The 24,408-nt window shown below is 71.9% G+C and carries 21 protein-coding genes and 1 pseudogene; 13 read left to right on the top strand and 9 right to left on the bottom strand.

What is annotated here, in order from left to right:
* Positions 1-522: 522 nt before the first annotated feature.
* From ACWD0J_RS36935 to ACWD0J_RS36915, 5 genes and pseudogenes are all read right to left on the bottom strand, one after another.
* The gene (locus tag ACWD0J_RS36935) at positions 523-1,920 is read right to left on the bottom strand and encodes an NAD(P)/FAD-dependent oxidoreductase (RefSeq protein ID WP_451500243.1); all 1,398 of its coding nucleotides are present in this window, start codon (positions 1,918-1,920) and stop codon (positions 523-525) included.
* Between the two features lie 14 nt (positions 1,921-1,934).
* Positions 1,935-3,113 (bottom strand): MAB_1171c family putative transporter, encoded by a 1,179-nt coding sequence (locus ACWD0J_RS36930; protein WP_451500242.1) that lies wholly within the window; start codon positions 3,111-3,113, stop codon positions 1,935-1,937.
* Between the two features lie 64 nt (positions 3,114-3,177).
* Complete coding sequence (locus ACWD0J_RS36925; RefSeq protein WP_451500241.1) at positions 3,178-4,356, bottom strand: MAB_1171c family putative transporter; 1,179 nt, start codon at positions 4,354-4,356, stop codon at positions 3,178-3,180.
* A complete protein-coding gene (locus tag ACWD0J_RS36920) occupies positions 4,353-4,859 on the bottom strand; it encodes a toxin (protein ID WP_451500245.1) in 507 nt (168 codons plus the stop codon). The genes ACWD0J_RS36925 and ACWD0J_RS36920 overlap by 4 nt, the downstream gene beginning before the upstream one ends.
* A 990-nt stretch (positions 4,860-5,849) precedes the next feature.
* Positions 5,850-7,025 (bottom strand): annotated as a pseudogene (locus tag ACWD0J_RS36915) (MAB_1171c family putative transporter); the annotation flags it as partial.
* A gap of 184 nt (positions 7,026-7,209) precedes the next feature.
* Between ACWD0J_RS36915 and ACWD0J_RS36910 the strand changes: the two are divergent.
* The 5 genes from ACWD0J_RS36910 to arfA are packed head-to-tail and all read left to right on the top strand — an operon-like array spanning position 7,210 to position 12,945.
* Positions 7,210-8,568 (top strand): extracellular solute-binding protein, encoded by a 1,359-nt coding sequence (locus ACWD0J_RS36910; protein ID WP_451500240.1) that lies wholly within the window; start codon positions 7,210-7,212, stop codon positions 8,566-8,568.
* Positions 8,565-9,506 (top strand): carbohydrate ABC transporter permease, encoded by a 942-nt coding sequence (locus ACWD0J_RS36905; RefSeq protein WP_451500239.1) that lies wholly within the window; start codon positions 8,565-8,567, stop codon positions 9,504-9,506. Before ACWD0J_RS36910 ends, ACWD0J_RS36905 begins: the two co-directional genes overlap by 4 nt.
* Positions 9,503-10,369, top strand: a complete 867-nt coding sequence (locus ACWD0J_RS36900) for a carbohydrate ABC transporter permease (RefSeq protein ID WP_451500238.1) — start codon at positions 9,503-9,505, stop codon at positions 10,367-10,369. Before ACWD0J_RS36905 ends, ACWD0J_RS36900 begins: the two co-directional genes overlap by 4 nt.
* Before the next feature lie 21 nt (positions 10,370-10,390).
* Entirely contained in the window at positions 10,391-11,401 is a 1,011-nt protein-coding gene (locus tag ACWD0J_RS36895) for an arabinan endo-1,5-alpha-L-arabinosidase (RefSeq protein ID WP_451500237.1), read from the top strand.
* Between the two features lie 26 nt (positions 11,402-11,427).
* A complete protein-coding gene (gene arfA / locus ACWD0J_RS36890; protein WP_451500236.1) occupies positions 11,428-12,945 on the top strand; it encodes an arabinosylfuranosidase ArfA in 1,518 nt (505 codons plus the stop codon).
* A gap of 10 nt (positions 12,946-12,955) precedes the next feature.
* On the opposite strand, the gene ACWD0J_RS36885 is transcribed toward arfA, so the two are convergent.
* Complete coding sequence (locus ACWD0J_RS36885; protein WP_451500235.1) at positions 12,956-15,832, bottom strand: beta-galactosidase; 2,877 nt, start codon at positions 15,830-15,832, stop codon at positions 12,956-12,958.
* 83 nt (positions 15,833-15,915) lie between these two features.
* Between ACWD0J_RS36885 and ACWD0J_RS36880 the strand changes: the two genes are divergently transcribed.
* The 3 genes from ACWD0J_RS36880 (at position 15,916) to ACWD0J_RS36870 (ending at position 18,191) form a co-directional block, all read left to right on the top strand.
* Entirely contained in the window at positions 15,916-16,374 is a 459-nt protein-coding gene (locus ACWD0J_RS36880; RefSeq protein ID WP_451500234.1) for an RrF2 family transcriptional regulator, read from the top strand.
* A gap of 100 nt (positions 16,375-16,474) precedes the next feature.
* Entirely contained in the window at positions 16,475-17,395 is a 921-nt protein-coding gene (locus tag ACWD0J_RS36875; RefSeq protein ID WP_451500233.1) for a sulfite exporter TauE/SafE family protein, read from the top strand.
* 145 nt (positions 17,396-17,540) lie between these two features.
* Positions 17,541-18,191 carry a DUF4360 domain-containing protein gene (locus ACWD0J_RS36870; protein WP_451500232.1) on the top strand — a complete coding sequence of 217 codons (651 nt, stop codon included), beginning with the start codon at positions 17,541-17,543 and terminating at the stop codon, positions 18,189-18,191.
* Here the strand turns inward: ACWD0J_RS36870 and ACWD0J_RS36865 are convergent.
* Positions 18,188-18,436 (bottom strand): DUF397 domain-containing protein, encoded by a 249-nt coding sequence (locus ACWD0J_RS36865; RefSeq protein ID WP_451500231.1) that lies wholly within the window; start codon positions 18,434-18,436, stop codon positions 18,188-18,190. The two genes, ACWD0J_RS36870 and ACWD0J_RS36865, sit on opposite strands and share 4 nt — an antisense overlap.
* Positions 18,433-19,281 carry a helix-turn-helix domain-containing protein gene (locus tag ACWD0J_RS36860; protein WP_451500230.1) on the bottom strand — a complete coding sequence of 283 codons (849 nt, stop codon included), beginning with the start codon at positions 19,279-19,281 and terminating at the stop codon, positions 18,433-18,435. Before ACWD0J_RS36860 ends, ACWD0J_RS36865 begins: the two co-directional genes overlap by 4 nt.
* A gap of 129 nt (positions 19,282-19,410) precedes the next feature.
* On the opposite strand from ACWD0J_RS36860, the gene ACWD0J_RS36855 reads away from it, so the two are divergent.
* Positions 19,411-19,881 carry an ATP-binding protein gene (locus ACWD0J_RS36855; RefSeq protein ID WP_451500229.1) on the top strand — a complete coding sequence of 157 codons (471 nt, stop codon included), beginning with the start codon at positions 19,411-19,413 and terminating at the stop codon, positions 19,879-19,881.
* A 55-nt stretch (positions 19,882-19,936) separates the two neighbouring features.
* On the opposite strand, the gene ACWD0J_RS36850 is transcribed toward ACWD0J_RS36855, so the two are convergent.
* Entirely contained in the window at positions 19,937-20,719 is a 783-nt protein-coding gene (locus ACWD0J_RS36850; protein ID WP_451500228.1) for an intradiol ring-cleavage dioxygenase, read from the bottom strand.
* Positions 20,720-21,070: 351 nt separating this feature from the next.
* Between ACWD0J_RS36850 and ACWD0J_RS36845 the strand changes: the two genes are divergently transcribed.
* The 4 genes from ACWD0J_RS36845 to ACWD0J_RS36830 all read left to right on the top strand — a co-directional run bounded on the left by ACWD0J_RS36845 (position 21,071) and on the right by ACWD0J_RS36830 (position 24,355).
* Complete coding sequence (locus ACWD0J_RS36845) at positions 21,071-21,355, top strand: ATP-binding protein (protein WP_451500227.1); 285 nt, start codon at positions 21,071-21,073, stop codon at positions 21,353-21,355.
* Positions 21,356-21,407: 52 nt separating this feature from the next.
* Positions 21,408-21,704: a hypothetical protein gene (locus ACWD0J_RS36840; protein WP_451500226.1), complete on the top strand. Its 297-nt coding sequence runs from the start codon at positions 21,408-21,410 to the stop codon at positions 21,702-21,704.
* A 318-nt stretch (positions 21,705-22,022) separates the two neighbouring features.
* Positions 22,023-22,940 (top strand): arabinan endo-1,5-alpha-L-arabinosidase, encoded by a 918-nt coding sequence (locus tag ACWD0J_RS36835; RefSeq protein WP_451500244.1) that lies wholly within the window; start codon positions 22,023-22,025, stop codon positions 22,938-22,940.
* Positions 22,922-24,355: a family 43 glycosylhydrolase gene (locus tag ACWD0J_RS36830; protein ID WP_451500225.1), complete on the top strand. Its 1,434-nt coding sequence runs from the start codon at positions 22,922-22,924 to the stop codon at positions 24,353-24,355. Before ACWD0J_RS36835 ends, ACWD0J_RS36830 begins: the two co-directional genes overlap by 19 nt.
* Positions 24,356-24,408 lie beyond the last annotated feature (53 nt).

Raw genomic sequence — 24,408 nt, 5'->3', positions numbered from 1 at the left:
GGGGGGCGGTGCGGTCTGCGGGGCTGATGCCCTGCCGGGCGGTAGGGCTTGCTGGGGCTGGCGCCCGCAGGGCCGCGTGGCCTGCGGGGCTGGTGCCCGCCGGGCGATCGGCCTTACGGGGCTGGTGTCTGCCGGGCCGCCCGGTCTGCGGGGCGGCCGGGTTTGCGGGGGCTGATGTCTGCCGGGCGGTCCGGCCTGCAGGGCTGGCGCCCGCGGAGCCGCGCGGCCTGCGGGACTGACGCCTCCCGGGCGGTGGGGCTTGCTGGGCTGGCGCCCGCGGGGCGGTCGGGTTTGCGGGGCTGGCGCCCGCGGGCCGCGTGGCCTGCGGGACTGACGCCTCCCGGGCGGTGGGGCTTGCCGGGCGGGTGCCCGCCGGGCCGCGTGGCTTGCGGGGCTCACGCCTCCCGGGCCGCGTGGCCTGCGGGGCTGGTGCCCGCCGGGCGGCTCCGGGGCTGCCGAGGACGCCCGACGGCAGTCGTATCGCCGCGGCGGTGCCGCCGTGCGTGCTCCGCAGGGGCCGCCTCAGACGGACGCGCGCTCCAGCTCCCGCAGCGTCTCCCGCTCTCGCGGGGTCAGCGGTGGTTCCGTCAGCGGGGGCAGCAGGGAACCGTTGACAACGGCCAGCACGGTCGCCGGGTGCAGCAACCGTCCCGGTCCCGCCGTCAGGCTGGTCACGTCCCACAGCGCGGCGGCGGCCCGGTACGAGCCCGTCGCCGCCTTCGTCAGCCGCCGTGAGTACCGCGTCACCAGCCGGTCCGCCGCGTTCGGCTGCCCGCCCCGCGTCTGCGGATACCAGACGTCCTGCCCGACCGCCATCGCCCAGGCCCCGTCGACCGATCGCGCGGCCCCCCGCTGCACCCGCCGCGCGAGACCGTCCGCCCCCAGCCCGCTGCGCCGTACCTCGTCGCCCAGGAACCGCGCACCGAGTGCGGCCACCGACATGCCCTGCCCGTACGCCGGGTTGAACGTGGCCAGCGCGTCACCGAGGACGACGAAACCCTCGGGCCAGTTCCGTGCCTTCTCCAGGTACCGCCGGGCGTTGACCGTGCTGCGGCTGATGTGCACGTCGGTCAGTGGTTCGGCACCGGCGACGAGCCGGCCGACGATGGGATGCGGAAGGTCGAGCATGTAGCGCAGGAAGCCCTCCGGGTCGGCCGGCGGCTCACCGCCACGGGTGCCGGCGAGGCTGACCATCCACCGGCCGCCCTCGATGGGCAGCACCATCCCGCTGCGCCCCGGCCGGTTCACGTACGGATCGGCCTGGACGATCGTCAGCGGGAACCGCTCGGCACCCTCGGGCACGCGGTAGACACGGGTGGCGTTGACGAGCCCGGAGTCCACGGTCCGCTCGCGGACGCCGGTGACACCGAGGCTCTCCAGCCAGTGCATGACACGCGAACCGCGGCCACTGGCGTCGACGACGAAATCGGCGGCGAGTTCCGTCTCCCCGGCGGGAGTCGACAGCCGTACACCGGTGACTCGCCCGGCCGCACCGGTGACGTCGAGGACCCGGGCCCTGCGCGGCTCGACGTCCGTGTGGGTCAGTACGGCGGTCCGGACCGCCCAGTCCAGCAACGCCCGGCTGCACGCCAGCATCCGGGGCCCCTCGTGGCGCCAGCGCCGGAACCAGCCTTCCGGGGTGAGCGCCACCATGCCCGAGCCGAGGGGTATCTCGCGGGCGCCCGCGGCGAGCAGATGCCGGCGCATGCTCACGCCCGGCACCAGGTCCTCCATGGCGGCCAGGCCGCCCGCCATCAACAGGTGGGCGTGGCGGCCCTGCGGGAGCCCCTTGCGGTGGTCGGGTCCGTCGGGCAGGTCGTCGCGGTCCAGGACGATCACTTCGTCCGCGGCACCGGACAGCGCGGCCGCGGCCAGCATGCCGGCCAGGCCGGCACCGATGACGACAGCTCTCCGCGTCATGGGGCTCCTCGTGTTCAGCCAGGGGTGGCCCTCACCGTACCTTCACGTACGGCGGTGACACGGGTCGAACACGCGAGCGCCTGGGCCAGTTCCACCAGCCCACCGGTACCGGAGACCTCCGTGGCGTACAGCCGGTACGCGCTCGGCGCGCCCGGGGGCGTCTCCCGGGCGGCGGCGCGGCGCGCGGCGTCGGCCACCATCACCGCCTCGGCCGTGAGGCGGGCCTCGTGCGCGTCACGGCCCGCGCGCAGGGCGGCCTCCAGGGCCCGTTCGCGGATCCGGTCGTCGAAGTACGGGGCGAGCGCCAACAGGGCGTCGTGGATGGACACCTCGCGCCAGCGCAGCCGGTCCCGGGGCGGCCGCCACCAGGCGCTGGGCGGCTTCGGCGCGGTGGAGGCGAACTGTACCCGGGACCACAACGGGTCCAGCCTGCGGTGGTCTTCGAGGCTGTGCCAGTGGACGAGGGCCGCGGGCAGCAGCCTCGGCAGCACGAACCCGGCGGAGAACAGCAGCGCGGCCAGCGCGGCCATCGGCGGGGCCACCCCGGTGGACAGCACGTCGAGGTCGTGGCCGGTCCAACGCGCCACGACGGCCGTGTACTTGGCGAGCTGGAAGCCCACCACGTCCAGCAGCGCGCCGGCCAGGATCAGCCACAGCCCGGCCCGCAGCAGTCCGGTGACCTCGCGTCCCCACTTCAGGCACACCGCGCACATCGCCAGCATCGCCGCGCTGTGCCCCAGCAGGTAGAGCACGATCATCTCCCGCATGAACGGGGTGTTCGCGTAGTAGGTGTCCAGGTCGGTCAGCCGCTCGACGTCCGCGTCCGCCAGCGCGAACAGCGCGACGATGGCGACGATCAGCGCGCCGTACGCGGCGACGGCCCGCAGCACCAGCAGCCGGATCCGCTCCGGGGCACCGCCCCGCCAGTTGATCAGCAGGATCAGCAGGGAGCAGCTGTACGCCGAGAGCATGCCGTAGGTCAGCGGGGCACCGAAGTTGGGGATGCCGGTGAGGTCGTTGACGGCGGCCAGGGTCACCGGCGCGGCGCACACGAAGACGAGGGAGCCGAGCAGGATCGCCGCGCAGGTGGACACGGTCAGCGGGGTGCGTGCGGCGCCGCGCGGCCGCCGGCGGTACAGGACCGCGCAGGACAGTCCGAAGACCGCGGCCGCCAGATACACGACGAGGCTCATGTCCCAGAACTCCGTTCGGACGATCGTGCGGCGGTGGGGGGACGGTGCGCCGCGGGCACCGGGTTCATGCCGTGCCCGTCGTGGTCGCAGCGGCGCGCAGGCGGGCGGCCGCGACGAGCGGGGAGCCGGCCAGCGCGTCGGCGATGTCCACGAGGGTGCGGGGAGCGGGCGCCCGGTCCTGGAACCGCGGGGTGCCGCGCGGCACCAGGGGACTGTCCCGGCCGCGCTCCTCCACGACGGCCGCGGCGACGACCGCCGCCCACGCGGTCGCCTCGGCGCGCTCCGGGTCACCGGTCGCCAGGGTCACGGCCTCCAGGGTCCGCTCGTACAGGTCCGGGTCGAAGAACGCGTCCAGGCCGCCGAGCGCGTTGTGGATGCTGGTCTGCCGCCACACCAGCCGGGTGGCGGGGGAGGACCAGCGGGGCCGGGGCAGCCGCAGCGAGCGGCGGGTGAGGAACTCGTCCAGTTCCCGCTCCAGCGGCTCCAGTCGCGCGAAGTCCCGCCGCGCCCGCCGCCACCGCGTCGTGCGGGGGCCGGCCAGCGGGATCAGGATGCCCACCACCGTCAGCAGGGCGGCGAGGCCGGCGGCGACCGGCGAGACGGTCGTGCTCAGCCCCGACCAGTCGCGTCCGCACCAGCGGGCGATCACGGCGGCGAGCTTCGACACGCTGTACCCGGTGTTGCACAGTGCCCCCACACCCAGCACCACCAGGCCCGCGCGCAGCCAGCCGCGCACCTCGCGGGCCCAGCGCAGCGACGACACCGTGGTGACGATGACGGCGTAGAGGTGGCCGACCAGGTACAGCACGATCATCTCGGCGATGAACGGCGTCGTCGCGTAGTAGGTGTCCAGGTCGGTGCGCCGCTCCACGGGGGCGTCGCCGAGCGCGAACGTGACGGCGATGCCGAGCACCACGAACGCGTACGCCACGATCCAGCGGCGGGTGGTGCGGTGCACATGCGGTCCGCCCCGCCAGTAGACGATCAGCACCTGGGAGGCGGCGCTGTACGCGGTGATCGACGCGTACGTCAGCGGGGCGGCCAGGTTGGGGATGTCGCTGAGGTGGTTGACGGCCGCGACGGTCGGCTCGGCCCCGAGGAAGAAGCAGACGCCGGCCAGGCCCAGGACGGCGCAGATCGCCCGCAGGTACGGGTCGCGCCGGTGCCGTACCAGGTCGGGGGCCTTCAGCAGGAGCCCGAGCCACAGCACACCGCAGCTGATGTAGTTGATCAGGCCGTTCATCCTCGTGTCCCGCGGTAGTTGAGCGCGGCGCCGATGCGCCCGGCGATGTCCTGGCCGCCGTCGTCCGGCCCGGGGGCGGAGTCCGCCGGTGCCTCCAGCCAGGGCCGCAGCCGACCGCCCATGAGCATGCCGAAGCGGTCGGCCTCCTGCTCGTCGTCCAGGCTGAAGTCGGTGCGCGCGGCGACCGGCCGGGGGCGGCTGTCACCGGCCGTCGCCGCTGCCGGGGTGCCCGCGCCCTGCTGGTGCATGTGCCATACCTCGTGACAGAAGATCACGATCTGGTGCCATACGGCGGCCCGCCGGTCGACGACGACGATGTCCTGCGTGTCGCCCTCCAGCCACAGCCCGCTCGCGGTGTGCGGCGGGAAGACCTCCCGGCGCACGACGACCTCACGGCCCCGCCACCGGCTGACGGAGTCGACGAGGGCGTCGAACAGCGCCTCCGGATCCGCGGGGACCGGCACCCGCATGGGCCCGATGAGCGCACCGGCCAGCCGGCGCATGTCCCTCTTCCGCCGCACTACCGCGAGCTGCCGGACCATCCGCTCCTTCAGCTACCTCACCTCCGACACAGCAGAAACCGAACCGACGCCCGGGACTACCGGGGTGGCCGGGGCCGCCGCGGGCCTCGGAGCGGCCTGGTCCGCCGGCGACCTGTGCTCGGCTGGGGCCGGGGTGCCGGAGACAGTCGGGATCGCCGGGCTCGCCGGACGCGCGGAAGTCGCCGGGGTCGCCTGGGACGCCAGGGCGGACGAGGCTGCCGACTCAGTCGGAGTGGTCGAGACTCCCCGGGGCGCCGGGCCGGCGGGAGCCACCGAGGCCGTCGGGATCGCCGGGTGCGCCGGATCAGGAGAGGCCGTGGGGGGTGACGGGGCTGCCGGGATGGCTGGGGAGCCCGAGGTCGCGGGGATGGTCGGATCCGCCGAAGCCGGAGGGGCCGCCGGGATCGCCCGAGCCCTCAGGCCCACCGAAGCCGCCGGGCTCGCCGGGCCGACGGGAGACACCGGGCTAACCGGGACCGGAGTAGCCGGGGCCGCCGGGCTCGCCGGAGCCACCGACGTCGCCGGAGTCACCGGGCTAACCGGGACCGGAGTCGCAGAGGTCGCCAGGACCGGAGTCGCCGGGGCCGTTGGGCCCGCCGGAGTCGCCGAGGTCGCCGGGGCCGCCGGGGTCGCCGACGTCGCTGGGGCCGGCAGGGTCACCCGGGCCGTCGGCCTCGCCGGGCTGGTCGGCGTCGCCGAAGCCGCCGGGCTCGCCGGGGCGGCGGGAGTCACCGGGCTAATCGGGACCGGAGTAGTCGGGCTCGCCGGAGCCACCGACGTCGCCGGAGTCGCCGAGGCCGCCGGAGTCGCCGGGCCGGCCGGAGTCGCCGAGGCCGCCGGAGTCGCCGGGCTCGCCGGAGCCACCGACGTCGCCGGAGTCATCGGGCCGGCCGGAGCCACCGAAGTCGTCGGAGTAGCCGAGAGTGTTGGGGTCGGGGGGACCCGCCGTGGCGCTCGGGTGCGTATCGCGTTGATGGCTTCGGGGTGTCGTAGGGCACGGGAGACCGGTCCGATGTCCCGGAGCAGGTCCGTGGGGTCCGGGTCGTCCGTCGTTCCGTGGCGCGGGGGACGGTCCTGGGTGTCGAGGGCGTCCAGGATGGCCACCGCGGCGGCCAGTGCCTTGGCTCGGTCCGGGGGGTACCCGAGGGCGAGGGCGGCGTCGTGGGACCGTGCGCGCAGGTCCTCGTCGATGTGCCGGGCCAGCGGCAGCAGCATGTCGCGGATGAACGTCTCGCGGCGGATCAGGCGCAGTTCGGGGGTGGCCCGCAGCAGCAGCGGCACGCCGTGGCCGTTGACCCTGCGGGCCAGCAGGTACAGCGGGCGCAGTTCGCGGTGGGCCCGCCGCAGCCGCCGGCGCTCGTGCAGGTACTGGCCGGCGTGCGGGAGGATGAAGCCGACCGCGATCAGGACCGCCGACAGGCACGCCACCGGCGGGGCGACCCCGGTGCTCAGCCAGTCCAGGTCGTGACCGGTCCAACGGGCCGTCACGGCGGTGAGTTTGGCCGCGTCGAACACCAACTGGCTGACGTAGCCGAGGCCCAGGAACTTCAGTCCCCAGCGCAGCCAGGCGTCGAGGCCGTGGGTGCGCACCCAGTTCCAGATCAGCCGGGCGGTGATCACCGTGGCCACGGTGTGCGCGAGCAGGTAGAGCAGGATCTCCTCGCGCATGAAAGGGGTGTTGGCGTAGTACGTGTCCAGGTCGCGCAGCCGTTCCACGGGCACGTCCGCGAGCGCGAACAGCACCCACAGCGCCACGATCACCCCGGAGTAGACGGCGATCACCCAGCGCATCGCACGACGCGTCCCGGCCGACCGGTCGGACAGGCCGTTGCGCCAGGCGATGATCAGCAGCAGACACGAGCCGCAGAACGCGGTCAGCAGCGAATACACCAGCGGCGCCGAGATGTTGGGCACGCCGGTGACCCGGTTGGTCCAGGCGATCGTCGACGGCGTGACGAACACGAACACACAGCAGGCGATCAGCAGCAGACCGCCGACCGCGCGCAGCAGCGGATCCCTCCAGAGCCGGATGATCGTGGGCAGTTTGATCGCCAGCGCGGCGGCCAGCACCACGGTCGGAATCCAGAACGAGACGGAGTACGCGCTGAGTTCGAGGGCGTACGTCACCGCACCTGTCCTCCTCCCCCTTCGCACCGTCGACCGGCCGTCCGGCGGCTTTCCGAGGTTACGCGTCCGGTGCTGTCCGCGTCATGCGAGTCGTGTCCAAACCATTGACGCGGAAGCGCTTCGAATCTACGGTCCGTTCGAAGTTACGGGCACGATTCGACATACCGAACAGTAAGGGCAGGGCATGGGACGACCTGACCTGAACCGCAGGCAGCTTCTGGGCGGGCTCACAGGCCTGTTCGTCGCCGGCAGCTTCGGCTTCGCCGCACTCGGCACCGGCGCCGACGCGCTCGCCGCCGGTTCGCAGACCCGCGTGCGCTACTGGAACCTGTTCAGCGGCGGCGACGGGTACAACATGATCGCGATGCTGGACGCCTTCCGGGCGGAGAACCCCGGCATCGACGTGAAGGACTCCACCCTCCAGTGGGGCAGCCCCTTCTACACCAAACTGGCCATGGCGGCGGCGGGCAACCGCGCCCCGGACCTCGGCGTGATGCACCTGGGCCGGGTCACCGGCTTCTCACCGGGCCGCCTCCTGGACCCCTGGGACGTCGACCTCCTCGCCAAGTACGGCGTACGGGAAGCCGACTTCAACCCCGAGCTGTGGAAGCGCGCCGTCATCGACGGCAAGCTCTACGCCCTCCCGCTCGACATCCACGTCCAGCTCTGCTTCTACCGCAAGGACGTGCTGAAGAAGGCGGGCCTGCTCGGCGCCGACGGCCGCATGGTGCCCGTGACGTCGGTGGACGAATGGTTCGACGTGCTCAAGGAGGCCAAGGCGGCCACCAAGAAGGGTTTGCAGACCATCGGCATGTGGTCCAGTGACCAGAACTTCCAGTGGTGGTTCTTCGTCGCCTTCTACACCCAGCTCGGCGGCACCTGGTTCGACGACGCCCGCACCGAGGTCACCTTCGACACCGACAAGGCCACCCAGGTCCTGGAGTTCCTGCGGCGGCACATCACCGACGGGTACTCCAACCCGGACTTCGCGGGCGGCGCGGGCGCCGAACAGTTCGTCAACGGCGGCCCGTTCGTCTGGGAGGGCAACTGGTCGGTGCCGGTCTACGACAGCGCGAAGATCGAATACGGCGCCACCCCGCTGCCGCCCGTCTTCGGCAAGCAGGCCACCCACGCCGAGTCGCACGCCTTCGTCCTGCCGCACCAGTCCGGCCGCGGCGGCGACACCAACGAGGGCGCGCACCGGCTCGCCGCCTACATCGTCCAGCACGCCAGGCAGTGGGCGGCCGGCGGCCACATCCCCGCCTACACGCCGACCCTCTCGACGGCCGCGTACCAGAAGCTGAGCCCGCAGAACGAGTACGTCACCGCGATGGACCACCAGGCCACCGAGCCGAAGGTGTGGTTCGCGGGCTCCACCGGCATCCTCGCCCAGCGCGTCGGCCCGATCGTCGTCTCCTCGACGATGGGCTCCGCCAGGCCGGACGCCGCCGCCCGCTCCATGAAGAGCACGCTCACCGCGCTGCTCGCCTCGAAGAACCCCATGGACGGCCGGACCGCCGCGCAGGGAGGTGCGGTCGCATGACGACGACCAGCGCACAGACCGTCATCGCGCCCACCCGCGCGCGGAGCGCCGCGGACAGCGCCACCGTCCGCCGCAGGCAGGGCTTCCAGCACGGCGGCTGGTTCGTCGCCCCGTTCCTGGTGCTGTTCGTGCTGTTCGTGATCTGGCCGCTGCTGCGCGGCGTGTACCTCAGTTTCACGGACGCCAACATCTCCGGCGACGCCACGAGCTTCGTCGGCCTCGACAACTACCGCGAGGCCCTGAACGACCCGCTGGTGTGGGAGTCGCTCGGCCACAGCGCGTACTTCACGCTGCTGGTCGTGCCCTGCATCACGGTCCTCGCCTTCCTCCTCGCGATGCTCGCCCACCACATCGAGCGCGCCAAGTGGCTGTGGCGGCTGTGCTTCTTCGCCCCGTTCCTGCTGCCGTCGACCGTCGCAGCCAACCTGTGGCAGTGGCTGTTCAACCCCGGCACCGGGATGATCAACCACGTCTTCGGCATCGACACGCCGTGGCTGAACGACAAGGCGTACGCCATGCTCGCCGTCGTGATCTGCACCCTGTGGTGGACGGTCGGCTTCAGCTTCCTGCTCTACCTCGCCGCCCTCCAGGGCATCCCCGCGCACCTCTACGAGGCCGCCAAGCTGGACGGCGCGAACGCCTGGCACCGCATGGTCCACATCACCCTGCCGATGCTGCGCAACATCACCGGTCTCGTCATCGCCCTGCAGATCCTCGCCTCGCTCCAGGTCTTCGACCAGGCCGTGGTGATGATGGACTTCCTTCCCGGACCGGAGGGCGCCACCAGGACGTTCGTGCAGTACACGCTCGAAGAGGGCTTCACCAGCTACCGCGTCGGCTACGCCTCCGCGATCTCCATCATCTTCTTCGTGATCATCGCGGCCGTCGCCCTCGCCCGGATGTGGCTGCTGCGCAACCGAGAGGAGGGCGGCCGATGAGCACCGCCGCACCACACGTACGCGTCACATCCTCGCGCACGCCGTGGACACCCAGCCAGATCGTCCTCACCCTCCTCGGCGCCGCCGTCTCCGCGGTGTTCCTCGCGCCGCTCGTCTGGGCGCTGTTCACCTCCCTCAAGTCCGAGACCGAGGCCGTCGAGGTGCCCCCGCACTGGCTGCCGAAGGAGTGGACGACCCAGGCGTGGTCGGCGATCTTCGAGACCGGCAACATCACCAACTGGTTCGTCAACTCGCTGGTGGTCTCGGTCTGCGTGACGGCCGTGGTGCTGTTCGTGAGCGCGCTCGCCGGATACGGCTTCGCCCGCACCGAGTTCCGCGGCAAGGGCCCGTTGATGGGCCTGGTCATGACCGGCCTGATGGTCTCGCCCGCCGTCCTCGGCGTGCCGCTGTTCACCACCGTCCAGCAGATGGGGATGGTCGACACCTACTGGGGCATGATCCTGCCGCAGTGCGCGCCCGCCGCGATGGTCTACATCCTCTACAAGTTCTTCCAGGGCATCCCGCGCGAGCTGGAGGAGGCCGCCTTCATCGACGGCGCGGGCCGCTGGCGGGTCTTCTTCACCATCGTGCTCCCGCTCTCCCGCCCCTCCCTCGCGGCGGTCGGCATCTTCACCTTCATCGCGTCCTGGAACAACTTCCTGTGGCCGTACATGGTGACCAACAACCCCGACCTGATGACGATGCCGAACGGCATCGCGACCGTCATGAACTCCTACGGCATCCAGTGGGCGCAGCTCATGGCGGGCGGCCTCATGGCGGGCCTGCCGCTGATCATCGTCTTCGTCTTCTTCCAGCGCCAGATCGTGGCGGGTGTCGCGCACACCGGCCTCGCGGGCCAGTAACTCCCCAGAAGGAGCTACCAGTTGAAGCGCCTCAGAATCGCCGCGGTACTCGCCGCGGCCCTGCTCGCCCTGCTGCCGGCGACGGCACAGGCCGCCGAACACCCGGACCCCCTGCCGGTCACCGGCCAGCAGATCATCCACGACCCGACCGTCATCCGCCTCAAGTCCGGCGGCTACGCGGCCTACTCGACGGGCGGGATCATCGGCGCCCGCCTGTCGAAGGACCGCACGCACTGGGAGGACGCGGGCAACGCCTTCGCCGAACCCCCGGCCTGGTGGTACGAGTACAACGACACCGGCGACCCCTGGGCCCCCGACATCTCCTACCGCGCCGGCCGGTACTGGCTGTACTACGCCGTCTCCTCGTGGGGCACCAACCACTCCGCGATCGGCGTCGCCACCTCCCGCAGCGGCCTGCCCGGCACCTGGACCGACCACGGCAAGGTCTTCGCCTCCGAGACGGCCGACACCTGGAACGCCATCGACCCGGCGCTCATCACCGCCGAGGGCCGGCTGTGGATGTCCTTCGGCTCGTACTGGACGGGCATCCGCATGGTCGAGCTGAACCCGGCCACCGGCAAGGCCCTGCCCGGCGCCACCGTCCACCACCTCGCCACCCGCCCGGACGCGCCCTACGCGGTGGAGGGCCCGTACATCGTCAAGCACGGCGGCTTTTACTACCTCTTCGCGTCCTACGACACCTGCTGCGCGGGCGTGAACTCCACGTACAAGATCCGGGTCGGCAGGTCGACGAGCATCACGGGCCCGTACGTGGACAGCACCGGCACCCCGATGCTGGACGGCGGCGGCGACCTGCTGCTGGAGGGCCACGGCAGGTACATCGGCACCGGCGGCCAGTCGGTGTTCCGGGACAACGGCCGCGACTGGCTGGCCTACCACTACTACGACGCCGAGGACGAAGGCACCCCCAAACTCGGTCTCAACCGCCTGAGCTGGGCAGCAGACGGCTGGCCCACAGTCGTCCAGGCGCGCGGGGAACCGCGCGACCAGCCACAACGCACCCGCCACTGAACAGGACCCCCTCCCGAAAGGCGACCATGCACGACAAGGCCCGCTTCACCCTCGACCCCGCCTTCACCGTCGGCGAGGTGAATCCCCGCCTGTTCGGCTCGTTCGTGGAACACCTCGGCCGCTGCGTCTACACCGGCATCTTCGAACCGGACCACCCCACCGCGGACGAGGCCGGTCTGCGCCAGGACGTCCTCGGCCTCGTCCGCGAACTCGGCGTCACCGCCGTCCGCTACCCCGGCGGCAACTTCGTCTCCGGCTACAAGTGGGAGGACTCCGTCGGCCCGGCCGAGGACCGCCCCCGCCGCCTCGACCTCGCCTGGCACTCCACGGAGACCAACCGCTTCGGCCTGGCCGAGTACATCGCCTTCCTCAAGAAGATCGGCCCCCAGGCCGAGCCCATGATGGCGGTCAACCTCGGCACCCGCGGTGTCGCCGAGGCACTCGAACTCCAGGAGTACGCCAACCACCCCGCGGGCACCGCCCTGTCCGACCTCCGGGTCTCGCACGGCGACAAGGACCCGTTCGGCATCCGGCTGTGGTGCCTCGGCAACGAGATGGACGGCCCCTGGCAGACCGGCCACAAGACCGCCGAGGAGTACGGCCGGATCGCCGCCGAGACGGCCCGCGCGATGCGCCAGATCGACCCGGACCTCGAACTGGTCGCCTGCGGTTCGTCCGGCCAGAGCATGCCGACGTTCGCCGAGTGGGAGGCGACGGTCCTCCAGGAGACGTACGACCTGGTCGACCACATCTCCCTGCACGCCTACTACGAGCCGCACGACGGCGACATCGACTCCTTCCTCGCCTCCGCCGTCGACATGGAGTCGTTCATCGAGAACGTGGTGGCGACCTGCGACCACGTGGGCGCCCGCCTGAAGTCGAAGAAGAAGATCAACCTCTCCTTCGACGAGTGGAACGTCTGGTACCTCTCCCGCTGGGAGGCGCACGCCAAGACGTTCGAGCGGGACGACTGGCCCGAGGCACCCCGCCTCCTGGAGGACAACTACAGCGTCACCGACGCCGTCGTCTTCGGCTCACTGCTGATCGCCCTGCTCCGGCACGCCGACCGCGTCACCGTCGCCTGCCTCGCCCAGCTGGTCAACGTCATCGCCCCGATCATGACCGAGCCGGGCGGCCCGGCCTGGCGCCAGACGACGTTCTTCCCGTTCGCGCAGGCCTCGAAGTACGGCCGCGGCCAGGTCCTCGACGTCCGCGTCGACTCCCCGACGTACCCGACGCGGAAGTACGGCGAGGCAGACCTGCTGCACGCCACCGCCGTCCGCGCCGACGACGGCACGGTCACCGTCTTCGCCGTCAACCGCGCTCGCACCGCGGCGCTCCCGCTGGAGGTCGCCCTGAGCGGCCTCGGTCTGACCTCGGTCGTCGAGCACAGCGCCCTCGCGGACGCCGACCCGGACGCCCGCAACACCCTCGACGAGCCCGAGCGGGTCGCCCCGCACCCGGTCGAGGGCACGTCCCTGGCGGACGGCACCCTGACCGCCGTACTGGAGCCGCTGTCCTGGAACGTGATCCGGCTGGCGTGACGCCGGGCGATCAGCGGCCGGGGGAGTCGACCGGGGTCACCGGCACTCCGCCGGCCGCCGCGCCCAGCAGCGTCAGCCGCACCTCGCCCGGCCCCGACGGTGTGGTCCCGTCGGACAGGACCGCCAGGGCGAGGGTGTTGGGACCACGGGTGCGCAGGATCCCGTTCGGCAGCACGAAGGTGTGCTGCGGACCCACGTCGTTGATGTACTGGCCCATGTTCCAGCCGTTGAGGAAGATCTGGACGCGGTAGGCGCGGGCCGGGTCGTCGTCGAGGGTGAGCCCGACCGAGGCGTCGGTGCCGGCCTCGACGGCCAGCCGGAACGCGGTCCGGTACCAGGTGACCCCCTGGCGGCGGTCGGCGCGCGGGAGGTCCGCCGTCTCCCAGTCGCCGTCCCCGAAGCCCGGCAGATGCCAGCCCTGCCGCTCCCCGTACAGGCCGCCGTTGTTCAGCGGTCCGCGCACGCGGTCGGCAGCCGCCTGGCCCTGCACGCGCCACCTCACCTTCGGCGAGGCGCCCTTGAAGGTGACCGCCGTCAGTCCGCGGGCCGCCTTGTGGGTGTCGCGTGCCGCGCCGTCCTGGTCGTGCTGCATCGGCCGGACGAGGACGGACAGGACGTGCGCGCCGCCTTGCGCGCGCAGCTTCCCGCGCAGCTCCTTCGGGAGCGCGAACGTGGCCGTCGCCGCCCAACTGCCCCGCGCCGCCGTTCCCTTGTCCGGCACCGGCATCCGGTGCGTGCCCAGCGGCTCGCCGTCCAGCCAGGCCATCAGCAGGCCCTGCGTGCCCGTGCGGTAGGCGAGGGACACGGAGCCGATGGTGTGGGCGCCGGTGAAGCGGCCCCGGTACCAGACGTCGCCGTAGTGGAAGCCGTAGTCGTCCGCGAACAGCACGGGCTGTCCCTCCGGCACCGGCGTGACGCTGTACGACGTCGTCCGGTCGGCGGCCGTCCACGCCGCGTCGTCGAAGCCGGGCGCCGACTCCGGGTTCTCCGTCCGCCGCCGCCAGCCGTCCAGCGCGGGCAGGCTCACCGGCCGCACCCCGGGCAGGGGCCGTTCGGCCAGCAGGCTGCCGGTGGCGCTGGGCCGCGTCGGCACCGGGCCGTCGTTCCAGGTCACTTCGGTGATGCCGCGCGGGCCCCACACCTCCAGGCCGGTCTCCCCGATCGTGTCGCCGGTCAGCCGCACCGTGGAGCCGCGCAGCGTCACGTCACGCACCAGCGCCGGGCCGTACACCAGCACGGCGCCCGACGGGGTGTCACGCGGCCACAGCCGCAGGGAGGTCGCGTCGTCGGCGAAGAACAGCAGCAGCGGCCGGTCGTACCCGCCGCCCTCGACCTTGACGCGGGTCAGGCCGCCGACGCCGAGCGGGGCGGTGACCCGCAGCAGACCGCGGTCGTAGACCCACGCCCCCTCGGCATCCAGCCGGGTCGTCGTCGGTTCCTCCGGGCAGTCCAGCACCACCTGCGCGATCTCGCCGTACGGCCCGGCGAACACGGCGATGTCCTGCCGCCCGGCGGTGAGGCAGAACATGGGCTGCACGGTGGAGAACCGCAGCTTCCGCAGCCCCAGGGCCATGCCGGTCGCCAGCAGGCGGGCGTCCCGCGCCGGGACGGCGACCGGCACGTCGAAGTCGGTGCCGGGCAGTGTCGTGGAGACCCGCTCGTCGCTGTCGTTGCGCAGGACGTACACGTGGGCGCCGGTGTCCGGGTTGGTCAGGTGGTACGCCGTGAGCCGGCCGTCCGCGGGCTTCACCGCCGCCGCCCGCCGCAGCCGGGCGAAGTCCGGCTGGCGTCGCAGCAGGTGCCCGGTCTGGTGCATCGGGGCCAGCTCGGCGGTCGCGTTGCGCCCCTCGTCGAAGGCCGCCCCGTAGTCGTACGACGTGTACACGGCCGGCGCGGGCAGCCAGCCCCAGGAGGTGCCGCCGAAGGTCATGTACACGTTGTGCACGGTGACGCCGTGGGCGAGGCCGGTCAGGCAGGACCGCCGCTCGTACGCCGCGTCCCGGGTGCGCCGGGCCTGCGCGTACCCCTTGCCCTGGGACCCGGCCCCGCCCCACCCGTCGGACCGCCCCCCGCCGGTCTGTGCCAGGAACCCGGGCGTTGTCGGGCGGCCGGTGGACCCGCGGACCCAGTGGCCGTTCCCTTCCCCGTCGTGGTGGAACAGCGGTACGTCGACGCCGTCGGCGCGCACCTTCTCGTACAGGTGGGACAGGTAGGACAGGCGGGCGCCGTCGTCCGGCCCGGTGGCGTGGGCGTCGTACGCGTTCTCGATCTGGTAGAGCAGGACCGTGCCGGTGCCCCGGGTGAACAGGTGCCGGGCGACGATCGCGTTCACCTCGGTCAGCCACGCGTCGGCGTGCTTCAGGTAGCCCGGGTCGGAGGTGCGGGCGCGGCCGTCGGTGGCCGTCAGCCAGCCGGGCAGGCCGCCGCCGTCGACGTCCGCGCCGATGTACGGGCCCGGGCGCAGGATCACGTACAGGCCGGTCTCGGCGGCCGTCCGCAGGAACAGGTCCAGGTCGCGCACGCCCGTGAAGTCGTGCCGGCCGGGCGCGGGGGAGTGGTAGTTCCAGGCGACGCACACGCTGACCGCGTTGTAGCCGTGCGCGCGCATCTTCTGCAGCACGTCCCGCCACAGCGACGGGCTGGGCAGCCGGAACGGGTGCATCTCGCCCGACCACAGGACCAGCCGCCGGCCGTCGACCAGCAGCGAGTACCGGTCGAAGCCGACCGTGTGCCGGCGCCCGTCGGCCGCCGGCGCGGCCGGCGCGGGCCCGGTCGGCACCCCGCGCGACGAGGAGGTGTTCGCCGGGCTTCCGCCGCTGCCGCCGAGGGTGAAGCCGAGCACCGTCGTACCGGCGAGGACGCTGAAAGTCCGCCTGCTGAGCCCCAAGGGAGCGCCTCCTGTTGTGCCTGATCGTCCGCGACCGTGGGTGCTGGGTCATTCTGTACGGTCGGACCCCCCACAATTGTCATATGAGGATCTCGGCGCGAGCGGACTATGCGGTACGGGCGGTGCTGGAGCTCGCCGTACGGCAGGGCGGCGGACCGGTGAAGGCGGAGACCATCGCCGCCGTCCAGGACATTCCGCACAAGTTCCTGGAGGGGATCCTCGGCGATCTGCGGCGGGCCGGCGTCGTCGACAGCCGGCGCGGCGGGGGCGGCGGCTACCGGCTGGCCCGCGAGGCCTCGGCGATCACGGTCGCGGACGTCATCCGGGCGGTCGACGGGCCCATCGTGTCGGTGCGCGGCGAGCGCCCCACGGGTCTCGCGTACACCGGCTCGGCGCAGCCCCTGCTGCCGCTGTGGATCGCGCTGCGGGCCAACGTGCGCCGCATCCTGGAAGGCGTCACGGTCGCCGACATCGCCGCCGACGCCCTGCCGGAGCCGGTCCGTGAACTGGCGGCGGAACCGGCGGCCTGGGAGAACCCCTGAGAGGGCCTCTCAGGCTGTCCTCAGGTTGACGGCCTAGGGTCACGTCCCGTTCATCCCCACCCACCCGGTAGGGAAGCTGTGAAACGAACGGGACGGACCCATGCGCACGCTGATACTGCTCGCCCTCGCGGGCCTCGGTGCCCAGCTCGTGGACGGCAGCCTCGGCATGGCCTACGGCGTCACCTCGACGACCCTGCTGCTGGCCCTGGGCACCAACCCGGCCGCCGCCTCGGCCACCGTCCACCTCGCCGAGATCGGCACCACGCTGATGTCGGGCGCCGCGCACTGGCGGTTCGGGAACGTCGACTGGAAGGTCGTCGCGCGGATCGGCGTGCCCGGAGCGGCCGGTTCCTTCCTCGGCGCGACGGTCCTCTCGAAGCTGTCGACGGGGCTCGCCGAGCCGCTGATGTCCCTGATCCTCCTCGGCCTCGGCGTCTACGTCATGTCCCGCTTCACCTTCCGCGGCCTGCCCGAGGACCGGTGGGGCAAGCCACTGCGCAAGCGGTTCCTCACCCCGCTCGGCCTGGTCGCCGGGTTCCTCGACGCGACCGGCGGAGGCGGCTGGGGCCCGGTCGGCACGCCCGCCCTGCTGGCCAGCGGCCGCATGGAACCCCGCAAGGTGATCGGTTCCGTCGACACCAGCGAGTTCCTGGTGGCCGTCGCCGCCAGCCTCGGCTTCCTCTTCTCCCTCGGCTCGCAGGGCCTGGACCGGACCTGGGTGCTCGCCTTCCTCCTCGGCGGCCTGATCGCCGCTCCCATCGCCGCCTGGCTGGTCCGCCTGGTCCCGCCGCGTGTCCTCGGCTCCGCGGTCGGCGGCGTCATCGTCGTCACCAACGTCCGTACGCTGCTGAAGAGCGACTGGATCGCCGCGCCGGGCGCGGTGAGCGCGGTCGTGTACGTCGTCCTGTACGCCGTGTGGGCCGCCGCCCTGGCGTACTCGGTGCGGGCCCACCTGAAGGAGCGGGCGGCCGGGGCGGAGTCGGCCGGGGAACGGCAGCCGGTGGGTGCCGGAACCCTGTGAAATGTGCGGCTGTGAATGGCTTGAGTTCGCGCTGACCGTCTCGCACGGGCCGCACCTACGATGCGATCGCCCCCAGTCTTCACAGGAACCTCATGGATTCCTCACGGACTTGAGGCCAGTCACCCCCCAGACCCCGGGAGAGACCATGGCCGGCGCACTCCTGCTCAGCGGCGCGATCGCCGCTCTGCTCACCACCGCACTGCCCGCACAGGGCCCGTCCGACGGGTTCGAGGACCCGCCCCCGGACAAGATCGTCATCAAGGTCGCGACCGTGAACGGCTCCGGCTGCCCGCAGGGCACGGCCGCGGTCGCCGTCTCCGGGGACAACACCGCCTTCACCGTCACCTACAGCGACTACCTCGCCCAGGCCGGCGGCGGCTCCGATCCCACGGCGTTCCGCAAGAACTGCCAGCTCAACCTGCTCGTCCACGTCCCGCAGGGCTTCACGTACGCCATCGCCAGCGCCGACTACCGCGGCTTCGCCGCACTCCAGCCCGGCGCGACCGGCACGCAGAGAGCCTCGTACTACTTCCAGGGCTCATCGAACACGGCGTTCCGCAACCACCCCTTCGCCGGCCCCTACGACGACAGCTGGCAGGCCACCGACACCACCGACTGGGCCCAACTGGTCTGGGCGCCCTGCGGAGTCCAGCGCAACTTCAACATCAACACGGAGCTGCGGGTGAGCGCCGGGACCCAGTCGCCCGGCAAGGTCAGCTTCATGGCGATGGACTCCACGGACGGCGAGATCAGCACGGTGTACCACATGGCGTGGAAGGAGTGCCCGGAGTCCTAGTGCACGGGGGCCCGCGACACGAACTCGGCCCAGGCGGCCGGGGAGAGGGCGAGTCGCGGGCCCTGCCGGTCCTTGGAATCGCGGACGTGAACGGTGGCGGGGGTGAGAGCGACCTCGACGCAGTCGCCGTCCCCACTACTGCTGTAACTGGATTTCTGCCAGGCGACGGCTACCTCGACGCAGTCGCCCTGGCTGCCGCTGCTGTAACTGCTCTTGAACCAGTCCAGGTCCGACGTGCTGCTCATAGCGCTCCTCGCATCCGCTTCAGCAGACTCTTCGAGTCCTCCGGAGTGAGAGCCTGTGCACGCAGTTTCCCATATCGCCGGCTGAGGACGCTGATCTCTTTCCGGTCGGAGATGAGGCGACTGTTGTTCTGTCCTTCCGAGTAGGCGAACCACTGGTTCTCCGGTGTCTCCAGGAGCTGCAACGGCCCGTCCAGCCCAGGGTGATCAGGTTGTCGCAGGGGCATGATCTGCACCGTGAGGTTCCAATGCCGGGCGATCACGTGCAGCAGGTGATCGAGCAGTTCTCGCGTGACGTCCTCGCCGCCGGTGTGCCGCTCAAGCAGCGCCTGCTCGAAGATGAAGCTGAACGCACAGGGCGGGTTCCGCCGCGTCGACAGCAGTTCATGACGGGCCAGGCGCGCGGCAACCCGCTGACTCAGCTCCTTCTCGTCCGGAACCGGTGGCACGCTCAGCGACACCGCCCGTGCGTAGGCCTCCGTCTGCAACAGACCCGGCACGACCCGGCACTCGTACGTGTCCAGGGCGATAGCCACCGCCTCCAACCGCGCCCACTGCCGGAACCACGCCGCCAACCCCGGCTGTCGCGCCAGATGTCCCGCCGCCTTGCGCAGTGCCCCCGTGTTGCCCAGAGTCTCCTCCGCCCGCTGCACGAACGCGGGGTCCGGCATGCGCCTGCCCAGCTCCACGGACGCCACCGTGTGTTTGGAGAACCGCACCAGATCGCCGAACTCCTCCCGGCTCAGTCCCGCGTGCTCGCGCAACGCCTGGACGACCGCGCCGAACGTCCGCAGACTGTCGGACGACTCCGGCTCGCTCCCGCCCGCGCCCACCACTCCATCGACCACACCGGTCACCTCCCGCACCCATGGTCACGGACGGTCACCGGTACTGTCCAGTGCGTGACCGCGTACGCTCGCGCAGCGTACGCGCCGCCGACCTGGTGAAGTGCCGCTCCGGCCCGCCAGATTGGGCGCATGACAGCACCCCCGACCTCCCAGGGCCCCGTCACCGTACGTACGTTCGCCCAGCGCCTCAGCCCCACGCCCCGTGGCGCCCGCCTCGCCCGGTACCTCGCCCTGAACCAGCTCCACGCGTGGGGCGTCCCGTACGGCAGCGACGCCTCCGACGCCGTCGCCGTGATCGTCGCCGAACTGGCCGCCAACGCGGTGACGCACGGACGGGTCCCGGGCCGGGACTTCGAGCTGCGGCTCGCGCTCGTCACCGGCGGCGTGCGCGTCGAGGTCACCGACACCCGTACGGAACCGCGCCCGCCCGACCCCGGGGCCGTACGGACGCCGCGGCCCCTCGACGAAGGGGGCCGCGGCCTGCTCCTCGTGGACGCGCTCGCCGACCGGTGGGAGGTGGTCGACCGGGAGCCGCCGCCCGGCAAGACGGTGCGGGCCGAGGTCGACCTGCCGGGGTGGCTGCGCCTGGTGCGGACGTAGCCCTGGGCGACCGCGCTCGCCGCGCACGGTCGCCCAGGGTGGTGAGGGGATCGCGTCAGCTCCGTTCGACGCCCAGCGTGAGCGAGCCGGCGTAACCGGACGACGCCGAGCCGCCCAGGGCGGTCAGGGTGAGCAGGCCGGACGCGGCGCCGCCCTCGTCGTAGATGGAGTCCTGGGCGAGGGTGGTGCGGGGAACCGTGTTGGTCGAGTACGGGGAGACCTTCGCGACCGCGGTCGTGATCGTCTCCGCGAAGAAGAGCTGGCCGGTGTGGAGTTCCTGGCCTCCGGTGAACGAACCGTCCGACGTCAGGGTGACGTCGGTGTGCACCTTCACGTGGATGTGGATGCAGCGGCCCCGGTACCAGCCCGGGTAGATCGTCGTGATGGCGGCGACGCCCCTGGAGTCGGTGAGCACGCCGCCGCGCAGGAAGGTGCCGTTGTCGGGCCCGTCGTGGCCGTTGTTGCCGACGAAGCCGGAGTACTCGCCGAGCGCGTCGGCCTGCCAGAGCTCGACGAGGGCGTTGGCCAGCGGCACGCAGGTGTCGTCGTCGACGACGGTGAGGGTCAGCCTGAGCGGGACGCCCGGCTTGCCCTCGCTGATGTCGGAGCGGACGAACTGTCCGTCGAGGTAGTAGGGGCCTTCGGTCATCTCCTTGGTGAGGGTGCACACGGCCGCGGCGGCCACGGGCGCCGTCCCCGCGCCGGAAGCCGTGGGGGCTTCGGGGGCCGCGGCGCCGACAGCCAGCGTGGCCGCCGTGGCGCCGCCGGCGATCAGGAGGGTACGGCGCCCGACCGGGCGGGGTGTTTCCACTGCGTCGTTCGTGGGGGTGTCTGTCATGAACACGGCACCATAGGGGCGGTCTCTGTGGGCCGGCTGTCAGTCAGGCAAAGTGACGCCCCGTCAAGTTGCTTGTGAGACAGGTTGATGAACCAGCGGCGGATGCCCGACCAGCCAGGCCCGCGCGCTCCGAACGGGGCGACGCCATGACGGGGAACCGGTGCGCGACGCGCGCCCTGGCCGCCGAGGGGAAACCCGGTCGGCCGTACGTCACCGAGACGGTCGCCGGCCGCACCACGCACCGCGTGCCGACCACCGCGCCGGGCGCTGAGCGCCCTGGTCGACGAACCGGTCGAGCCGGCCCTCGCGGGACAGCGGGCGGAGCCCGAGGAGCCGGTACGGCTGGCCGGCGTGGCCCGTCGCGGCGCGCGCCGCGCGCACCGGCGCACCGGCCGCCTGGTCCGCCTCGACGGCGACGGCACCGTGATCCACGGCCCCGGCATCGACGCGGCCGACACCGCGCGCGTCTTCGACCGCTTCTGCCGCGCCGACACGGCCCGCGCCCTGCCCGGCTCGGGACTCGGTCCGGCCGTGGTCCGCGAGGTCGCCGGGACCCACGGGAGCACGGTTTTCGCGGGCCCGCGGGCCGGGGGCGGGGCGGCGGTCGGTTCACCGCGCATGTCTCACGGCTCCTGAGTGAGGGTCACCCGATGTAGCGTGGCAGGACAAAGGGTGCAAAGGAGTGTGAATGGTGCTGACGATGCGCGTCGAGCGGCGAATCGCCGAAGACTTTCCCGGCCGGGACGGCCAGGTGGTGGGGGAACTGCTGGCAGGCCTCGTGAATCACCTGACCGACCGGGGCGACGCGGAGGACAAGGAACGGATCGCCGCGGCCACCCTCCTGTGCGGACGCGGCCGGGTGGACCGCCTCCTCGACGCCGTCCAGCTGGCCAAGGAGGACTGGCGGGACGTCCTGGTCGGCGCGGGCCTCGCGGACTCCGGCTGGCGGGAACGCCTGGACGCCGACTTCGGCCCGAACGGCTGACCCGGGAGTCCGGAGAACGGCAACGCCCCGGCCCCACCGATCCGGTGGGCCGGGGCGTTGCCGTTCTTCCGTGCGCGAACCATTGACGTGCGAGTGATTCGATTCTACGTTCCGTGCGTCCGAATGAGCGATCGCCGTTCGAGATATCGAATCCCCCCACTTGCTCAGGAGGCCCGTGTGAGCCGCACCTCCAGCACCTCCAGCCCCTCCAGCACCTTCAGTCCCAGCCCCTCCAGCCCTTCCAGCCCCGCCCGTTCCGCCCGTTCCGCCCGTTTCGCGCGGAGGAGGACCGCCCTCCTCGCCGTCCCCGCGGCCGTCCTGCTCGCCCTGATACCGAGTTCGGCGTCCGCGTATCCCGACCCCGGCCGGGTCACCGGTGCCGTCGTCATCCACGACCCGACGATGATCCGCACCTCGGCCGGCCGCTACCTGCTGTACGGCACCGGAGGCGGCATCGGGTACCGGACGTCCACCGACCGGACCGCCTTCACCGCCGGCGCCGACGCCTTCTCCGCCAAGCCGGGCTGGTGGTCGTCGTACGCCACCGAGGCCTGGGCGCCCGACATCTCCTACCAGGGCGGCAGGTACCTGATGTACTACGCCGTCTCGACCTTCGGGTCCAACAAGTCCGCCATCGGACTGGCGACGTCGAGCACCGGGCTGCCCGGCTCCTGGACCGACCAGGGCACCGTCTACACCTCCACCACCTCCAGCGACTACAACGCCATCGACCCGAACCTGTTCGTGGACGGCGACGGCAAGTGGTGGCTGTCCTTCGGCAGTTGGTGGACCGGCCTGAAGATGATCCAGATCAACCCCGCCACCGGGAAGCAGCTCTCCACCAACACCACCCGGTACTCCCTCGCCTCCCGGCCCACCGGGACCAAGGCCGTCGAGGCCCCGTACATCGTCAAGAGGGGGAGCTACTACTACCTCTTCGCCTCGTACGACACCTGCTGCGCCGGCACCAGCTCGACGTACAAGGTCAAGGTCGGCCGCGCCACCAGTGTCACCGGGCCGTACTACGACAAGAACGGCGTCTCGCTGATGAACAACGGCGGGACGCCCGTGCTGGAGACCCACGGCAGCGTCATCGGCCCCGGCGGACAGTCGATCATGAACGACTCCGACGGGGACCTGATCGTCTACCACTACTACGACGGCAATGACAACGGGACGCCCAAGCTGGGCGTCAACCTACTGAACTGGAGCACCGGATGGCCCGTCGCATACTGACCCTGCTGGCAGCGCTGCTGCTGGCCCTGTCGCTCGGGCAGTCGTCCGCGAGCGCGGCCTCGTTCGCCAACCCGGTCAAGGCGCAGAAGGGCGCCGACCCCTGGATCTCGTTCTACAACGGCAACTACTACATGGTGACGACGAGCTGGACCGACGTCATCACCATGCGCAAGTCCGCCACCCTCGCCGGCCTGGCCACCGCGCCCAGTGTCCAGGTGTGGAAGGGCGACGCCGCCTCCCCGGGCTTCAACACCTGGGCGCCCGAGCTCCACTTCCTCAACGGCCGCTGGTACCTGTACTACGTCGCCGGGCAGAACGTCTCCGACTACAACCCGACACAGCGCACCCACGTCGTGGAGAGCGCGGGCTCGGATCCGATGGGCCCGTACACCTACAAGAACCAGCTCAACTCCGTCTGGATGCTGGACCCGACGGTCGCCACCATCAACGGCCAGCTGTACCTGTTCGGCAGCGCGATGGGCGGGACGCAGAACCTCGTCGCGGCCAGGATGTCCAACCCGTACACCCTCGCCACCGGCTTCTCCACCATCTCCACGCCCACCAACTCCTGGGAGACCTCCGGCGGTTCGGTCAACGAGGGTCCGGAGATCCTCCAGCGCGGCGGGAAGACCTTCCTGATCTACTCGGCGAGCGGCTGCTGGACCCCCGACTACAAGCTCGGCCAGCTCACCCTCACCGGGACCGATCCGCTGTCCGCGTCCTCCTGGACGAAGAAGTCGACGCCGGTCTTCCAGCGCAACGACGCCAACGGCGTCTACGGGCCGGGCCACAACGGCTTCTTCACCTCGCCGGACGGCACCGAGAACTGGATCGTCTACCACGCCAACGACGCCGCCTCCGAGGGCTGCGACAACGGGCGGACGGCCCGGGCGCAGAAGTTCACCTGGAACGCGGACGGCACCCCGAACCTCGGTACGCCGGTGCGGCTCGGGGCGAGCCTCGCCGGGCCGTCCGGTGAACCGTCGGCCGCCTCGACGACGTACACGCTCACCAACCGCAACAGCGGCAAGTGCCTGGAGGTCGCCGGGAGTTCCACCGCCGACGGGGCCAACGTGCAGCAGTTCACCTGTAGCGGGGGCAACAACCAGAGGTGGCGGATCGAGGACCAGGGCGACGACACCAGCCGGCTCGTCAACGTGGCCACCGGCAAGGTGCTCGACACCGCCGAGTGCTCGTCCGCCGACGGCGCCGACCTGCGCCAGTGGTCCTGGCTGAACAACACCTGCCAGCGCTTCCGGTTCATCGCCACCGACTCCGGCCACGTCAGGATCGTCAACCAGGCCACCGGCAAGGTCGCCGACGTCGCGGACTGCTCCACCGCGGACGCCGCCGACGTACGCCAGTGGACGTGGCTGAACAACACCTGCCAGCAGTGGAGGCTCAACCCGGTGTAGGACGCCCTCAAGGGGCGGGGAACCGCGCGGCCGGCGACACGTGGCCGCGCGGT

Source organism: Streptomyces sp. NPDC003011, assembly GCF_053591515.1.
The sequence above is the reverse complement of the archived record's forward strand: the minus strand, read 5'-3'. Positions and strand labels throughout refer to the sequence as shown.